The following is a 13,746-nucleotide window of genomic DNA, read 5'->3' as shown; positions in this document are numbered from 1 at the left end:
TCCGCGTCTTTCTGCAACCGCTGACAAGGTCCAGGTCACCGGAATCCGTGCTGTTCGCGGCGCGCAAACGCCGCTAGATATGCCTGCGCCGCGCCGGGGATGATTTGCAGGCGGGAAACGGGTGGCCAGGTGATGGACAAGGAAGAGTTGAAGCGCCGCGCTGCGGCCCAGGCTCTGGAGCACGTGCGCGACGGCATGAAGCTCGGGCTCGGGACCGGCTCGACAGCAAAGCATTTCGTTGAATTGTTGGGCGAGCGCGTGCGCGCCGGCCTCAATGTGGTGGGAGTGCCGACATCCGAAGCGACGCGGGCTGATGCCGAGCGCTGCGGTATCAGGCTGACGACGCTCGACGAGATCGACCACCTCGATCTGACCGTCGACGGCGCTGATGAGGTCGATGGGCACCTCGATCTGATTAAAGGCGGTGGCGGCGCTCTGCTCCGGGAGAAGATCGTCGCGGCCGCCTCGGATCGCATGATCGTGATCGCCGACGAATCCAAGCTGGTCGGAGCCCTCGGCCGCTTTCCGCTGCCGATCGAGGTGATCCCGTTCGGCCTCGGCGCGACCCGCCGGGCGCTGCAGAATGCCTTCACCGCCGCCGGCTGTGACGGCGAATTAAAGCTCCGGCCCGGCAAAGACGGCCATGCTTTCGTCACCGATGGTGGCCACTGGATCCTCGACGCCCAGCTCGGGCGCATACCCGATGCTCCTCGTCTGGCCCAGCTGTTGTCCATGATTCCGGGCGTAGTCGAGCATGGGTTGTTTGTCGGGATGGCGAGCACCGTCGTGCTGGCAGGGGCCGACGGAATTCGAACCATCGAACGCGCGTGAGCGCCGATAAGCTGTATCTCAGGAGAATTGGAATGAAATATCTGTCGAAGGCATTGCTGGCCGCCGCTCTGGTGTTCGGCATGGCGATGGTCGGGCACCAGGCTCAGGCGCAGGGTAAGCAGCCGTCGCCGGCCGCGATCGGCTACGCCAAGGAGATCCTGCAGCTCAAGCGCGCCAGCGGCATCTATGCCCAGGCGGTGCCCAACATCATTCAGCGCACCATGGACTCGCTGATGCAGAGCAACCTGAACTATCAGCAGGATCTGAAGGACGTCGCGGTGGTCATCGCCAAGAAGATGGCGGGCCGCGAGAAAGAAATCGGCGACGGCATGGCCAAGATCTACGCCGCCGACTTCACCGAGCAGGAGCTGAAGGACCTCGTGACCTTCTACAAGTCGCCGCTCGGCCAGAAGCTTCTGACCCAGGAGCCGAAGTCGATCGCCGAAAGCATGCAGTTCATGAACCAGTGGGCGCAAAAATTCGCCGAGGAAGTGAACGGCGAATTCCGCGCCGAGATGCGCAAGCGCGGCAAGAACATCTGATCGACCAGAGAGGCGAAATGACCGACTTCGACGCGGACCTGTTTGTCATCGGCGGCGGCTCTGGCGGCGTGAGAGCCGCCCGGATCGCCGCCGGCTACGGCGCCCGCGTCGTCGTCGCCGAGGAGTACCGGTTCGGCGGCACCTGCGTGATCCGCGGCTGCGTGCCGAAGAAGCTGATGGTCTACGCCTCCCAGGTCCATGAGGAAATCCGCGACGCGGCCGGCTTCGGCTGGACGATTCCGACCGCCGAGTTCGACTGGTCGACGCTGATCGCCAACAAGGACAAGGAGATCGCGCGGCTCGAGCAGATCTATGCGAACAACGTCGAAAAGTCCGGCGCCCGCACCATCAAGGCGCGCGCCGAGTTCGAGGACCCGCACACGCTGCTGCTGTCGACGGGCGAAAAGGTCCGCGCCAAGACGATTCTGATCGCGACCGGTGGCGCGCCGAACCACGGCAAGCCGATCCCCGGCATCGAGCATGTGATCTCGTCCAACGAGGTGTTCCACCTCGAACAGCAGCCGAAGCGCATCCTGATCCAGGGTGGCGGCTACATCGCGCTGGAATTCGCCTGCATCTTTGCCGGCCTCGGCTCCGACGTCACGGTGGTGTATCGCGGCGACAACATCCTGCGCGGCTTCGACGAGGACGTGCGCAGCCATGTCCGCACCGAGATGGAGCGGGCGGGCATCAGCATCATCACCGGCTGCACCGTGACCGCGGTGGAGAAGCTCGGCGAGGAATACACCTCGCATCTGTCGAGCGGCTCCAGCATCGCGTCCGACCAGGTGATGTTTGCGATCGGCCGCCACCCGGCGGTCGCCAATCTCGGGCTCGAGAAGGCCGGCGTGGCGATCAATCCGAACAATGGCGGCATCGCCGTCGACGAGCACTGCCGCACCTCGGTGCCGCACATCTATGCGGTCGGCGACGTGACCCATCGCACCAATCTGACCCCGGTGGCGATCCGCGAGGGCCACGCCTTCGCCGACAACGTGTTCGGCGGCAAGCAGATCCAGGTCGACTATTCCTGCGTTCCGACCGCGGTGTTCTCGCAGCCGCAGGTCGGCACCGTCGGGCTGACCGAAGCCCAGGCGCGGTCCCAGTACAATGTGGTCGACGTCTACAAGACCGATTTCCGCCCGATGAAAGGCACGATGTCGGGCAGCCAGTCGCGCGTGCTGATGAAGCTGATCGTCGACGGCACCACCGACCGTCTGCTCGGCTGCCATATCGTCGGCCCGGATGCCGCCGAGCTGGTCCAGGTGGTGGCGGTCGCGATCAAGCTGAAGGCCACCAAGGCCGACTTCGACGGCACTATGGCGTTGCATCCCACCGCTGCCGAAGAACTGGTGACGATGCGCACCCGCTCGGCGCGCTACCAGCGCGAAGCCGCCGAATAGCCGGCAGCGGCGTCCCGGCGGCGCCGTCCACCACCGAAATCGACTTCTCCCGCAAGGGGTTGTAGTCTTGGGCGGATTTCCAACTAGCGGTTGGCAGGCCGGCTGTGTATAACCCGGCCGCCGCGACCCATTTTTAACTGGCGGCTTGTTTCTTCAGGAGTGGCCTATGTCCGAACGCTGGACACCCGATAGCTGGCGCGCCAAGCCGGTGCAGCAGATGCCGCAATATCCCGACGCGAAAGCGCTCGCGGATGTCGAGGCGCAGCTCACGAGCTTTCCGCCGCTGGTGTTTGCGGGCGAGGCACGCAACCTGAAGAAGGCGCTGGCGACCGTCGCGGCCGGCGATGCTTTCCTGCTCCAGGGCGGCGACTGCGCCGAGAGCTTCGCCGAGCACGGCGCCAACAACATCCGCGACCTGTTCCGCGTCTTCCTGCAGATGGCGATCGTGCTGACTTACGCCGGCGCGTCGCCGGTGGTGAAGGTCGGCCGCATCGCCGGCCAGTTCGCCAAGCCGCGCTCCGCTCCGGTCGAGAAGCGCGATGGCGTCGAGCTGCCGAGCTATCGCGGCGACATCATCAACGACGTGGCGTTCACCGAAGAAGCCCGCGTGCCCGATCCGCGCCGGCAGATCGAGGCGTATCGGCAGTCGGCGGCGACGCTGAACCTGCTGCGCGCCTTCGCCAAGGGCGGCTACGCCAGCGTCGAGAACGTGCACAGCTGGATGCTGCAGTCGGTCAGCGATAGTCCGCAGTCGAAGGCCTATGCGGATCTCGCCGACCGCGTCTCCGGCGCGCTCGATTTCATGCGCGCCTGCGGTCTGACCTTCGCGGTCGATTCTTCGCTCGGCACCACCGATTTCTACACCAGCCACGAGGCGCTGCTGCTTGGTTACGAGCAGGCGATGACCCGCGTCGACTCCACCACCGGCGACTGGTACGCGACCAGCGGCCACATGCTGTGGATCGGCGACCGCACCCGTCAGCTCGATCACGCTCATGTCGAGTACTTCCGCGGCATCAAGAATCCGATCGGCTTGAAGTGCGGTCCGTCGCTGAAGACCGACGAACTCTTGAAGCTGATCGACATCCTCAATCCCGACAACGAGCCGGGGCGGCTGACGCTGATCGGCCGGTTCGGCCATGAGAAGATCGGCGAGCACCTGCCAGCGATGGTCCGCGCGGTGAAGCGCGAGGGCCGCACCGTGGTGTGGTCGTGCGATCCGATGCACGGCAACACCATCACGTCGAACTCCGGCTACAAGACCCGGCCGTTCGACCGCATCCTGTCGGAAGTCCGTTCGTTCTTTGCGGTGCATGCTGCGGAGGGGACGCATGCCGGCGGCGTGCATCTGGAGATGACCGGCCAGAACGTCACCGAGTGCCTCGGCGGCGCCCGCGCCATCACCGACGAAGACCTCAACAACCGCTATCACACCGCCTGCGACCCGCGGCTCAATGCCGAACAGTCGATCGACATGGCGTTCCTGATCGCGGATCTGCTCAAGCAGGGACGCGCCGGCAAGGCCAGCCCGCTGCAGGCGGCGGCCGGGCTTTAAGGGCGGCATATCGTTCCCACTTCGTCATGGCCGGGCTCGTCCCGGCCATCCACGTTTCTGAGCATCTAAACTGTGATGCCCGCGACAAGCGCTGGCACGAGCAAACCGGGGCTGCGGATCAGGTGCTGAGGTTCTGGCGGGCGACGATCAATTCCTGGCGCGGGCTGAAATTCGCGATCCGCTCCGAGCAGGCGATCCGCGAGGAACTGGTTGCGCTGGTGCTCGCCGTCCCGGCTGCCTGGCTGATCGGAACCACGGCGGCGCGGCGCGTCGAACTGATCGCGGTGGTCGCGCTGGTGATCGTGGTCGAACTGCTCAATACCGCGATCGAAAAGCTCAGTGACCGGCTCACCACGGACCACGATCCGCAGATCGGCCGGGTCAAGGACATGGGCTCGGCTGCGGTCGGCGTCGCGCTGGGAATCGCCGGTCTGTTCTGGCTGTTCGCGCTGGCCGAGCGGCTCGGGCTGATCTGACGCGGCCCCGATTGCGGAGGCCGCGGGCTGCGGTTACATCTCGGCTATGACCGAAAATCCCGCCCGCCTGACGATCTCGCTCGCCCAGCTCAACCCGACGGTCGGCGACATTGCCGGCAATGCCGACAAGGCCCGCGCCGCCCGCCGGCAGGCCGCCGCCGACGGCGCCGATCTGGTCGTCTATCCGGAATTGTTCATCGCCGGCTATCCGCCGGAAGATCTGGTGCTGAAGCCGGCGTTCCAGTCGGCCTGCCGGGCGGCGATCGAGGAGCTGGCGCGCGAAACCGCCGACGGCGGCCCGGCGATGCTGATCGGCTCGCCCTGGGTCGATGGCGGCAAGCTGTACAATGCCTGCGCGCTGCTCGACGGCGGCCGCATCGCCGCGCTCCGCTACAAGGTCAATCTGCCGAATTACGGCGTGTTCGACGAGAAGCGGGTGTTTTCCCGCGGCCCTGTCGCTGGACCTGTCACGATCCGCGGCATTCGGGTCGGCGTGCCGATCTGCGAGGACACCTGGCTGGAAGAATCCGACGAGTACGAGAACGTCGTCGAGTGTCTGGCCGAGACCGGCGCCGAAATCCTGATCGTGCCGAACGGCTCGCCTTACGCAGGCGGCAAGACCGACCTGCGGATGTCGGTGTCGGTAGCGCGCGTCACCGAGAGCGATCTGCCGCTGGTCTATGTCAATCAGGTCGGCGGCCAGGACGAATTGGTGTTCGATGGCGCGTCATTCGTCCTCAACGCCGACCGCACCCTGGCGGCGCAGTTGCCCGGTTTCGTCGAGAGCATCACCACGCTGAGCTTCGTCAAAGGCGCGGCGGGTTGGCGCTGCGACGGACCGGTGGCACCGGTGCTCGAAGGCGACGAGGCCGACTACGCCGCCTGTGTGCTGGGCTTGCGCGACTATGTCCGCAAGAACGGCTTTCCCGGCGTGCTGCTCGGCATTTCCGGCGGCATCGACTCGGCGCTGTGCGCGGCGATTGCGGTCGATGCGCTTGGCGCCGACAAGGTCCGCGGCGTGATGCTGCCGTTCCGCTACACCGCGCAAGTCTCGCTCGACGACGCCGGCCGTCTCGCGAGCGCGCTCGGCTTCGGTTACGAGGTGCTGCCGATCGCGCAAGCCGTCGAAGGCTTCGAGGCGATCCTGGCGAAGCCGTTCGCCGGCCTCGCGCGCGACATCACCGAGGAGAACCTGCAGGCGCGCACCCGCGGCACGCTCTTGATGGCGATCTCCAACAAGACCGGCGCGATGGTGGTGACCACCGGCAACAAGTCGGAAATGAGCGTCGGCTACGCCACGCTGTATGGCGACATGAACGGCGGCTTCAACCCGATCAAGGACATCTACAAGACCCAGGTATTCCGGCTGTCGTCCTTGCGCAATCGCTGGAAGCCGGACGACGCGCTCGGCCCGGACGGCGAGGTGATCCCCGAAAGCATCATCGTCCGCCCGCCGACCGCGGAGCTGCGCGAAAACCAGACCGACCAGGATTCGCTGCCGCCTTACGACGTGCTCGACGGCATCCTGCAGCGTCTGGTCGAACGCGAGGAGCCGCTGGCCAGCATCGTCGCCGAAGGCTTCGACAAGAACACCGTCGTCCGCATTGACCGCCTCCTGAACATCGCCGAATACAAGCGCCGCCAGGCCGCTCCCGGCGTCAAGGTCACCCGCAAAAACTTCGGCCGAGACCGCCGCTACCCGATCACCAACCGCTTCCGCGACAAAGCCGAAGCGCTGCCCGCGCCCGACGAGTCATTGGTGACGAAGGCAGGGCAGGCGTCGAGCGAGGCGTTCGAGGGGTAGCGGCTCGTCGTTGTTGCGTCCAATTGCAACGGCATTCACGCTAACCAGATCAAACGCGCCTCATCGATCAGATGCAGTTCGGCGAGCGGGCTTGTTCTGCTGAGGACCTCACGAGTAACGGTCAGGTAAGTCCTGATTGCATCCTTTTGCTCAATTGTGAAGCCGCCTTCGAACGCTGTCCACCAAGCACCAGTGGTCTTGCGCTTCATGCCTATCGGTAACAAGCACTCCAGTGGCCAATCGATAAAATCGAGATCCTCCAATCCTCCGATTAGCAGAGACGGCAAGTAGTGCCGGAATGCATCAACAGTAAGGTAATTTCTCGTGATAGAAGCTTGAGCGCCGGTCATTCTCCAGTCAAGCATTTTCACCTTGGTCCAAGGCCGGTCCAAGATTCGGCTGGCGAGTTCTTGCGGAATATCACCTTGCAGAGCGATGCCATCGCGGCAATACTCTTGCGGGAACGGAGCGACAGGAAAAACAACGTGATTTAGCTCTGACAACTCGGTTTCTGTGCCGGTCTTGATCATGACAAAACTGGCCCGGATGTAGCGAAGTTCAATTAGCGACCAGCCCGTTGGGGCGAAGGGTAATCCGAAAATATCGGCTCATTATTCTAATCCGGAGATTCGCTTCGCTCCATCCGGGCCTCAAGTCGTCAAGTCACTTCTCTCCAATCCTCGATCCTCAGCGGATGAGGCACTCGGCCGAACGTCTTGTCCCGCGTCACTAGTGTCGCTTCTGTCGCGACCGCATGTGCGGCGATCATCATGTCGAGCGGGGCGAGGGTGACGCCGTTGGCTTCGCAGGTTGCGCGTAGGTCAGCGTAGGTCTTGGTGACATCGTGATCCCACGGCAGGACGTCGACGCGCAGCAGGAATTCCCGGACCCGATCGGAGAGAGCGGTGGGGTAGCCGCGCTTGGCGAGGCCGTAGAGGAGTTCGGCTTCGGTGATCGACGAGATCACGACGTCCGAGATGGGCAGCGCGACCAGTCGCTCCATGATCTCGCGCTTATCGCCTCTGATGATATGGCTGGCGACGTTGGTATCGAGCATCCAGCCGCTCATTCGGTCCAGCCTTCGAACGGATCGCGATCCTGCGGCGGCTGGCTGCGGTCGGATGGTCCCATGAAGTCGTCAGGGACATCCGCCGACTGGTGAAGCGCGAGCAAGCCGTCCCAGGAGTCCGGTTTCCGCGACAGAATGACGTCGCCGGTCTTCGGATCGCGGCGCACGAACACCTCGCTGCCCTCGAAGCGAAACTCGGCTGGCAGCCGCACGGCCTGACTGCGTCCGGTCGTGAAAATCTTGGCGGTCCGAGACGTCATGGGTGACCTCCATTCTGCGATATCTACCATGATATATACCGTCTCTCGAGTTTCTGAAAGGTTCGACCGCGAAGGTGTTCGAAACAGCGGGCGAAAGCGCGACCTCTATCCGGACGACTGAGAGTTGCACTTGTAGATTCCGATGCGGCCCGGTTTGATGAACTTTCGCGTATGCCGCGTGGTTGCCCCGATCGCCACGCCGTCCGATTCCAGCGAGCCACATATGCCGAACATCGATCCCGCCGCCGTCGCCTCCGATCTGTCGCGGCCAGCCACCCCGGCGGGGTTCGCGCAAGCCGCGATGCTGTCGCTGCGGCCGGTGTTCGGGGCGTCGCGGGCGGTGCTGGCTGATCGGCGGTGTGGGCGGCCGGGCGAGATGCACTTCGTCAACTGGCCGGCGTGGTGCCAGGCGCATTATTGCGCGGAGGTGCGGGCGCGCGATCCGATCCGGGGCTGGCTCGACGGGGAGGCGGCGGACAAGGGTGTCGCGCGGCTGTCGGAACTGCTGCCGGCGGCCCGCCGCGCGGCGCTCCCCGGCGAGCCGTTGCTGGCGGACAGCGGCGCAGGCTTCGTGCTGACCCTGGCGCTGCGCGCGCAGAACCGCATCGTCGGCGCGCTCAGTCTGGTGCGCGAGGCCGGGCGCGGCGATTTCGACGAGCGCGACCGCGGGCTGGCGCTGGCGCTGCTGCCGCTATTGGAGATGGCGTATCACGGCGTCATCGCGCGCGGCGCGGCGACGGTGCCGCTGTTTTCCGGCAACGATCCACTGCATGCGCTCACCCCGCGCGAGCGCGAGGTCGCGGCGCTGGCGGCGGCCGGCCATTCCAACAAATCGATCGCCCGGCTGCTCGTCACCAGCCCGTGGACGATCAAGAACCAGATGCGCGCGGTGTTGCACAAGGCCGGCGTACAAAACCGCACCGAGCTGAGCGCATTGTGGAACGCGCGGTCCGGTGAGCCGCGCTGATCGACGCACGCTACGCAGGTTCGCTCAGATCCGCGCCATCAGCTCCTGGGCGGCCGTCAATCCCGACCAATGCGCCTGGCCGACCGTGCTGTTGGTGAGATAGTCGCCGCAGAACGCCACTCGCGGCAGCGGGCCGAGATCGCGGAAGCGGCGCAGCTTGCCGATGTACCCCTTCGGGCGCTTGCAGATCGCGTCGGGCTGCTGGGAGATGAAGCTGTCGATCACCCGCGTGTCGGCGAGCTGCGGCAGCGCGTCGACGACGTCGGCCCAGGCGATCGTCAGCAGCTCGGCGGTGCCGGCGCCGGCGTGCTGGCGGCAGCCCCAATCCTTCCACTGCGAATGCGCAAACGTGGTGCCGTTGCCCATGTCGGTGAAGCGCAGATTGCCGGTGCGGCGGAAGCCGTCCGCGGCGGGCAGCACGTAGGTGTCGAGCAGATCGCCCTTCGGGCGGTCGAGTAGATAGTAGACGATGTGATGGCCCGCATAGTCGATCGCGTCGAAGAATGCGCGCCGCTCGGCGTCCAGCGCCGGCATCAGCGCCGCCACCTTGTTGCCCGGCACCGCCATCACCACCGCATCGCCGCGGAGCGTTTCGGCGCGGCCTTGGGCGACGACGTCGACCTCGACGCCGCTCGCGTGATGCCGGACCTCTGCGGCGCGGCAGCCGAGCCGGACCTCGACCCTGGGATCGGCGGCGAGGCTGCGGCCGAGCTCGAACGTGATCCGCCCGGCGCCGCGCTCCTTGAAGCTCCAGATCTGGTCGCCAGACCAGGACAGCCGTCCGGCGGTGCTCCACGCCGTCCAGGCGAGCGAGTAGTCGTCCGCGCCGTAGCCGCAGAACATCGCCACGCACGGCTCCAGGAAGTAATCGACGAAGGTCGGCGAGAACTTGCGGAAGTACTCGCAGGCGTTGACGTCGTCGAGCGCCACCGCGGTGGTGATGTCGCGTGGATCGCCGGCCACCGCCACCTGCGCCAGCTTCGGCAGCGTCGCCAGCAGCTTGGCTTTTTCGAGCAGTGGAATCGCCGGATGCTTCGCGGCGCTGATCAGGTCGAAGGCGCCGAACGCCACGGTTCGCTTGCGCTCGACCAGCACGTTCCATTGATGAGCGGCGGTGAGGTCGACCATGCCATCGGGCTGATCGATGCCGAGCTTGCGGGCAAGATCGATCAGATTGGTCTCGGCGCCGAGGAAGGCGAAGGCCCCGGTGACCGCCCAGACGCCGTGCCATTGCACCGAGCGGCAGCGTCCGCCGGCCTCGGCGTCCTGTTCGATGAGAATGATGTCGTGGCCGGCTTCGCGCAGCCGATCCGCCGCGCCCATGCCGGCGATGCCGCCGCCCACCACGATGATCCGCATCTGTCCTCCGAAGCCGCAACGCGATGCGAAAGGCTAGGGGAGGACGGTCGGAGCTGGCTATAGCTCCGATGGGCTATGAGGCGGCGCTGATCGCGGCCTACTGCGCACTCGGCGGGGTCTGGTAGAATTTCGGACCGACGGTGCGGATCTTGCTCGGATCGGTCGCGGGCGCGCCGGGGTCCGGCTGATTGGACGCGGTGGCAGGTGCGGCCTTGCCGCCGTTCTTCGCGGAGGTGCGCTGGGTCGGCGGCGCCGACAGCTTCTTGGCGCTCTCTTCGGTGACGATGATGTCGCCATGCTCGGCGGCGGAGCGATCGTCGACGCCCTTCATGGCGTCGGCCCAGGTCTGGTTCGCCGGCTTGCAGCTGCAGGACGGGTTGAACGACTGGCGATAGCGGAACGCGTTCGGCAGCGAGGTGTAGGGCTGGCCGTTGATCGAGACCGCCTGGTTCATGTCCTGTCCGGGATTGCGATAGGCGTACAGCGACGCCTCCGAGGCCGGGCACAGACTCTTGCAGGTGCGCTCGTCGTCGGCGAACCGGCTCGGCACGGTGGCGAACGAGATCGGGAAGTAATAGCCGTCGCAGCTGCGGACGCAGACAGTGCGGAAGGTGCCACCTTCGGCGTTGCCGTAGTCGCCGCCCGGCATGCCGAATCCCGGCGCCTGGCTGCTGTTGCCGCCGTTGAACAGATTATTCAACAGGCCGCCGCCCTGCTGCTGGGCAGCTGCAGCGTATTGCGGGCCACAATTGTTCTGCGCCAGCGATTGGATCACCGAGCGCCGCTGGTTTTCGCGATCGTTGCCGCCGGGGCCGCCGCTGCGCAGCCGCTCCAGCGACGAATTCATCTGGTCGAGATTGCCGCGCATCTGCTGGATCTGGTTGTTGATCGGGCCGCATTGCGCCGACTGGCCGCTGAACAGCGAGAAGAAGCCGGAGCTTTCGCAGCCCATCCGCTTGGCCTGCATGCTGACGCGGTCGAGCTCGGCCTGCTGGCGGTTGGCGGCGTCCTCGAAGCGGCGGATCTGGTCGGCGCGGCCCGGGTCCATGCCGCCGCGGTCGATCGTGGCGAGCTGCGCTTCCAGCCGCGGGCAGATCGGGTTGACCTGGCCGCCCGGCGCGCCCGCGGGCGGAGCCTGCTGATAGCCCGGGGAGTTGTAGCCCGGCGACGGCGGATAGCCCTGCTGGGCGAGCGCGGCGGAAGACAGCGTCGATGCGGCGAGTGCGACAGCGCCGGCGAACATGCGGAAACGAGTCGCGGAGTCGAACATGTCGGGCATTCAGCAATCCGAACGGGGGATGACGTCGGCGATCCGCCGAATCACCTCGACAAATTCGCACGATCGGGCCGCGGAAAGCTCCCGTTGAGCCCGCGGCGACGCCCGGTTCTTAGCCGCTTCTTTCGGCAGGGTCACGTCGTTTCCGGGGCGTCTCTGTGGCGAACCGCCACCCGGTGGCCGGCCGGTCGGGACGCGGTCAGCGCTGGCAGGTGATGGCGACGTATTCGCTGCAGCCGCCCTGGGCACAGGCCGGATTGCTCGATTTGGGCACCGCGCCGGTGATTTCGTCCGGATCCACCCGCCGGAAGCCCACGGCCTGGGCGAATTCGCGGGACTGGCAATAGGCCGCGGCCGCCGGGGCCCCGCATTTCTCGCTGCGGGCGAGGCACTGGTCGATGCCGTAGCCGTCCGGCTGGTTGGCGATGATGAAGATCCGGCTGTCGGCAAAGGCTGCCGACGCTGCAACCAGCGCCGCGCCGGCAAAGAGGGCAGGAATCAGTTTCATGGCGCACCAAGAACGAGGGGAGAACCCTCATTGGATACCCCTAAAACGGTTAAGAATCGTTAACCATGCGGCGGAACCTGACGCCGAACGGCCGGCCGGTCACGACCAAAATCGGTGTCGGCCGAGCGCTTCGGGCGATCGACGGGCTTGACGACGGGTAGGGCGCTCGCCATGGTGCGGCGATGAACGGTTTCCTCGCCATTTGCATTCGCTGCGAGATTATTAGCTAGCTGACACGCTGGCTGAGGCCGTCTTTTCTCCTATCGAGAGCTCTGGACGCCCGGCCGCAGGGGACGGGTATCCATGGAATTGCGCCTTTACGACACGCTGACGAAACAGAAGCGCACCTTCACGCCGATCGATCCGGCGAACGTGCGGATGTATGTCTGCGGCCCGACGGTCTACGACTTCGCCCATATCGGCAACGCCCGGCCGGTGATCGTGTTCGACGTGCTGTTTCGGCTGCTGCGCCATCTCTACGGCGAGGCGCATGTCAAATACGTCCGCAACATCACCGACGTCGACGACAAGATCAACGACCGCGCCGCGCGCGACTATCCCGGCCTGCCGCTGAACGAGGCGATCCGCAAGGTCACCGAGCAGACCGAGCGGCAATTCCACGACGACGTCGATGCGCTGGGCTGCCTGCGCCCCACCGTGGAGCCGCGCGCCACCGAACACATCGGCGAGATGTGCGCGATCGTCGACAAGCTGGTCGCCGGCGGCTTCGCCTATGTCGAGCAGGACCACGTGCTGTTCTCGCCCGGCGCGATGAACGCCGCCAACGGCGTGCTGCCGCGCTACGGCGCACTTGCTAATCGCTCATTGGATGAAATGATCGCCGGCGCGCGCGTCGATGTCGCGCCCTACAAGCGCGACGTCACCGACTTCGTGCTGTGGAAGCCGTCCAAGCCCGGCGAGCCGTCGTGGCCGTCGCCGGCCGGCATCGCCGCGCCGGGCCGCCCCGGCTGGCACATCGAGTGCTCGGCGATGTCGTGGAAGCACTTAGGTGAGACCTTCGACATCCATGGCGGCGGTATCGATCTCGTGTTCCCCCACCACGAGAATGAAGTCGCGCAAAGCTGCTGCGCCTTCCACACCGAACGGATGGCGCAAACCTGGATGCACAACGGCTTCCTGCAGGTCGAAGGCGAGAAGATGTCGAAGAGCCTCGGCAACTTCATCACCATCCGCGAGCTGCTGGCGACCGATAAGTTCGGCGGCAAATCGTGGGACGGCGCGACGCTGCGGCTGGCGATGCTGAAGACGCATTATCGGCAGCCGATCGACTGGACCGCCGACGCGCTGCACGAAGCGGAGAAGGCGATCTTCGATTGGTCCGACTTCACCAAGGATGCGACGCCCGCGCGGTGCGACGAAGTGATCGCGGCGCTGACCGACGACCTCAACACGCCGAAGATGATCGCCGAGCTGCACGCGCTGCGCCGGTCCGGCAAGGCGGACGAGCTCCGCGGCGCGATGCAGCTGCTGGGGATCAATCCGGTCGTGCGCGCCCCGGTCGATCTCGATGCGACCGCGAAGTCGCTGATCGACGCCCGCGCCGTCGCCCGTGCCAACAAGGACTGGAAAGAGTCCGACCGCATCCGCGACGAACTTGCCGCAATGGGCGTGGTGCTGAAGGACGGCAAGGACGCCGACGGCAAGCCGGTGACGACATGGGAGCTGGCGCGGTGAG

The 13,746-nt window shown here is 65.7% G+C and carries 14 protein-coding genes; 8 read left to right on the top strand and 6 right to left on the bottom strand.

Annotated features, from left to right (window positions below; translation table 11 throughout):
* The first annotated feature begins 132 nt into the window (after positions 1-132).
* The 6 genes from rpiA (at position 133) to DNX69_RS07030 (ending at position 6,611) form a co-directional block, all read left to right on the top strand.
* On the top strand, positions 133-831 hold the full coding sequence (gene rpiA / locus DNX69_RS07055) for a ribose-5-phosphate isomerase RpiA (RefSeq protein ID WP_110785309.1): 699 nt from the start codon (positions 133-135) through the stop codon (positions 829-831).
* A 32-nt stretch (positions 832-863) separates the two neighbouring features.
* Positions 864-1,373 (top strand): DUF2059 domain-containing protein, encoded by a 510-nt coding sequence (locus DNX69_RS07050; RefSeq protein WP_110785308.1) that lies wholly within the window; start codon positions 864-866, stop codon positions 1,371-1,373.
* A gap of 17 nt (positions 1,374-1,390) precedes the next feature.
* On the top strand, positions 1,391-2,776 hold the full coding sequence (gor, locus tag DNX69_RS07045) for a glutathione-disulfide reductase (protein ID WP_110785307.1): 1,386 nt from the start codon (positions 1,391-1,393) through the stop codon (positions 2,774-2,776).
* 166 nt (positions 2,777-2,942) lie between these two features.
* A complete protein-coding gene (locus tag DNX69_RS07040) occupies positions 2,943-4,331 on the top strand; it encodes a class II 3-deoxy-7-phosphoheptulonate synthase (RefSeq protein ID WP_110785306.1) in 1,389 nt (462 codons plus the stop codon).
* 122 nt (positions 4,332-4,453) lie between these two features.
* Positions 4,454-4,807: a diacylglycerol kinase gene (locus DNX69_RS07035; protein WP_110785429.1), complete on the top strand. Its 354-nt coding sequence runs from the start codon at positions 4,454-4,456 to the stop codon at positions 4,805-4,807.
* A gap of 46 nt (positions 4,808-4,853) precedes the next feature.
* A complete protein-coding gene (locus DNX69_RS07030; RefSeq protein ID WP_110785305.1) occupies positions 4,854-6,611 on the top strand; it encodes an NAD+ synthase in 1,758 nt (585 codons plus the stop codon).
* A 35-nt stretch (positions 6,612-6,646) separates the two neighbouring features.
* On the opposite strand, the gene DNX69_RS07025 is transcribed toward DNX69_RS07030, so the two are convergent.
* The 3 genes from DNX69_RS07025 to DNX69_RS07015 all read right to left on the bottom strand — a co-directional run bounded on the left by DNX69_RS07025 (position 6,647) and on the right by DNX69_RS07015 (position 7,940).
* Positions 6,647-7,141, bottom strand: coding sequence for a hypothetical protein (locus tag DNX69_RS07025; protein ID WP_110785304.1), 495 nt, complete (start codon positions 7,139-7,141; stop codon positions 6,647-6,649).
* A 128-nt stretch (positions 7,142-7,269) separates the two neighbouring features.
* Complete coding sequence (locus DNX69_RS07020) at positions 7,270-7,680, bottom strand: type II toxin-antitoxin system VapC family toxin (RefSeq protein ID WP_110785303.1); 411 nt, start codon at positions 7,678-7,680, stop codon at positions 7,270-7,272.
* Positions 7,677-7,940, bottom strand: coding sequence for an antitoxin (locus DNX69_RS07015; RefSeq protein ID WP_110785302.1), 264 nt, complete (start codon positions 7,938-7,940; stop codon positions 7,677-7,679). Before DNX69_RS07015 ends, DNX69_RS07020 begins: the two co-directional genes overlap by 4 nt.
* 223 nt (positions 7,941-8,163) lie before the next feature.
* Between DNX69_RS07015 and DNX69_RS07010 the strand changes: the two genes are divergently transcribed.
* Positions 8,164-8,907 carry a helix-turn-helix transcriptional regulator gene (locus DNX69_RS07010; protein WP_234826886.1) on the top strand — a complete coding sequence of 248 codons (744 nt, stop codon included), beginning with the start codon at positions 8,164-8,166 and terminating at the stop codon, positions 8,905-8,907.
* A gap of 24 nt (positions 8,908-8,931) precedes the next feature.
* Here the strand turns inward: DNX69_RS07010 and DNX69_RS07005 are convergent, their stop codons facing one another.
* The 3 genes from DNX69_RS07005 to DNX69_RS06995 all read right to left on the bottom strand — a co-directional run bounded on the left by DNX69_RS07005 (position 8,932) and on the right by DNX69_RS06995 (position 12,050).
* Positions 8,932-10,266, bottom strand: a complete 1,335-nt coding sequence (locus tag DNX69_RS07005; protein ID WP_110785301.1) for an FAD-dependent oxidoreductase — start codon at positions 10,264-10,266, stop codon at positions 8,932-8,934.
* 97 nt (positions 10,267-10,363) lie between these two features.
* Positions 10,364-11,545 (bottom strand): DUF2865 domain-containing protein, encoded by a 1,182-nt coding sequence (locus tag DNX69_RS07000; RefSeq protein WP_110785300.1) that lies wholly within the window; start codon positions 11,543-11,545, stop codon positions 10,364-10,366.
* Positions 11,546-11,741: 196 nt separating this feature from the next.
* Entirely contained in the window at positions 11,742-12,050 is a 309-nt protein-coding gene (locus DNX69_RS06995; protein ID WP_110785299.1) for a hypothetical protein, read from the bottom strand.
* Between the two features lie 303 nt (positions 12,051-12,353).
* Here DNX69_RS06995 and cysS point away from each other — a divergent pair, with 303 nt between their 5' ends.
* The gene (gene cysS / locus DNX69_RS06990) at positions 12,354-13,745 is read left to right on the top strand and encodes a cysteine--tRNA ligase (RefSeq protein ID WP_110785298.1); all 1,392 of its coding nucleotides are present in this window, start codon (positions 12,354-12,356) and stop codon (positions 13,743-13,745) included.
* Position 13,746 lies beyond the last annotated feature (1 nt).

The organism is Rhodopseudomonas palustris (genome assembly GCF_003226555.1).
Classification (GTDB): domain Bacteria; phylum Pseudomonadota; class Alphaproteobacteria; order Rhizobiales; family Xanthobacteraceae; genus Rhodopseudomonas; species Rhodopseudomonas palustris_I.
This window is presented reverse-complemented; position numbering and strand designations above follow the sequence as displayed.